This window comes from Bacteroides sp. 2_2_4 (assembly GCF_000157055.1).
Taxonomy (GTDB): Bacteria; Bacteroidota; Bacteroidia; order Bacteroidales; family Bacteroidaceae; genus Bacteroides; species Bacteroides ovatus.
In genome coordinates, this window is record NZ_EQ973389.1 from 1 (window position 1) to 2,486 (window position 2,486).

At 37.6% G+C, this 2,486-nt stretch carries 1 protein-coding gene; it reads right to left on the reverse strand.

The genetic code is table 11. From position 1 onward, the window contains the following. Window positions 1-113: 113 nt before the first annotated feature. Window positions 114-1,919 carry a reverse transcriptase/maturase family protein gene (locus BSCG_RS00165; protein WP_008777661.1) on the reverse strand — a complete coding sequence of 602 codons (1,806 nt, stop codon included), beginning with the start codon at window positions 1,917-1,919 and terminating at the stop codon, window positions 114-116. Between the last annotated feature and the right edge of the window lie 567 nt (window positions 1,920-2,486).

A 2,486-nucleotide genomic window follows, 5' to 3' on the forward strand; every position in this document is an offset into this window, starting at 1 on the left:
ACGATGTAGGCTAAGCACCCAGCGCCTTTACATATTGCTATGTTAGGTTTCCAAGTACTCGCCCCCGAACCGGACTTACACCTTTCGACGTATCCGGCTCTCCACTAATATTATCAGTCTAACTTCCCTGTATGAATTTTCCAATGGCAATCATGGCATACCGCAATGGTTTTTCGTCTGCGGGCAATCATGTGTTTTTCCCAGATCCTTTTTCCTTGCAGATCTTTGAGCTTTTTCACATGATGCATCGATAATACCGATTCTGCTCCGCATATCTCACATTTATTGGCTTTTATCCTATCGATTAGGCTCGTTCTTGTGATTTTAATAAGCGGTTGATCATCATTGAATTTAATTCTACTTAAAGGCTTGCGCTTAAAACCGTCATGATAAAACTCGCACCGTACTGTTTTCCCATTCTTTTTGATATAGTCAACTCCAAACTCTCCGTTTTTACTGTATTTTCGAAGAACCTTGCGAACTGATGATTTATATTTGCAAGCATAGGTTTTGTACATACTGTATTCCATGATATTATAAAAAGAATCAATAGTATAACTGTTATTCGCCAATGAATAATAGTTGTAAAAGCCTCGTATCTCCCCATTGTACTGGCAAAGTATTTCCAAGTCGTCATTATTCTTCATGCAAGGCCTTGCCTTGGGATGCCATCTCTCTTTCCCATTATGATAGGTCAGTTTGATAGCATCATACTCGAAGAGTTTCTTTTTCATTGTATCCATAGATACTTTTAAAAAGACTTTTGACCTGTAGTATCTTTGAGCAGTTCCTTTACCAATCCGTTTTGTTTGATCTGTTTTGTAGATTCCGATTTCATATCCGAGGAATTTTGCGTTCTTCTTTGTATTGGTTATCAATGTTTTTTCGTCAGATAATTCAAGATTGAGTTTTTCTCCAAGAAAATCTTTGATGTCTTTCTTGACTTTAACACAATCTGCTTTACTTCCGATTATTCCAATCAAAAAGTCATCTGCATATCGGATGTATTTCAATCTTCTGTAGCTACTGTCCATCTCATCTAAACTTGGATAGTTGTTACGGGCTTTACAACATTCATTAATGCGATTCAGGTAAAACTCACGTTTCTTTTTATCTGTTTCAATTTTAAGTTTTCGCTCGGCTCTGATTTTTCTCAATGCATATTTTGCATAAACTGTATCGGGTTTGCGTTTTTTGCCTTCATTAAAGTTATGGATATATTCATTCATATATTTGTCGAACTTATCAAGATAGATATTAGCCAGTATTGGACTAATAATTCCACCTTGTGGTGTTCCACTGTATGTCCTATGAAATGTCCATTCCTCCATGTATCCAGCATTCAGGAACTTTCTGATTAGCCTAATGAACCTGTTGTCAGAAATTCTTTCTTCAAGTATTCTTATCAAAATATCATGATCGATATTATCAAAGAATCCTTTAATGTCTCCTTCAACAAACCATTTGGAACCTGTAAAAGTATCCTTGATACGGGATAGTGCCGTATGGCATCCTCTGTTTGGTCTAAATCCATGAGAACAACTCTCAAAATTGTCTTCATAGATCGCCTCCAAAATCATACGGATAACCTCTTGCACCAGTTTATCATCAAAAGAAGGTATTCCCAAAGGTCGTTTAGATCCGTTTTTCTTCGGAATATAAATTCTTTTTGATGATACAGGCTGATATTGCTCACTTTTGAGCAATTCAATCAATTGTTCAATACGGAATATACTCATGTCGTCAATGGTTTTTCCATCAACTCCGGGAGTCATGTTACCTTCCTTTGCATATAGCTTTTGGTAAGCAACATAATATATTTCCTTATTGAACAGAATCCGATATAGCCTTTCAAATCTGTACATTGAGATTTTACTTTGCTGCGCCAGACTGTTTAATACTCTTTCTGGATCTCTCATAATGTCTCACACATTTTCCGTTAATTGTATTAAAAATATTAGCTGTCTCCCTTTGCCATGTACAAGGCTTTCCCTTGCTCAGACTACTACGGAGACTCCGTTGCCATGCCAAATATTCAAAGGTCTGAAACCTTATAGCCTTACAACTGGCATTTTGGGTTAGGCAATCCCCATTTAGACATATAATAACTATAGCTCGATAAGTTGTCGGATACGACATCCACCTTTTATTGCTTACCGCAATTGCGTTGTGATCAGTTTACGCTTCCGCTACATGCACATGATAACGGAGTATCACAATATGACGCCATTAATCGTCTTTCGTCATAGACCCGCATTTGTCCGCTCAGGCTATCGTTTAATCAATACGGATTTTATCCTCATACTTATCATTTCATCTTCCCATTCAGTCGCAACATGACGATTAGTTGACTTATGGATTTGCCGGTATGCTATACTCCCCTTTGGGTTTCCCCTTCGGATAAGCCGGTTGATGACAGACTTGTAAACTCGTGTCAGGTATTGCGCTACCAATACATTTATTATATGCCCTTATGGGCGCACATG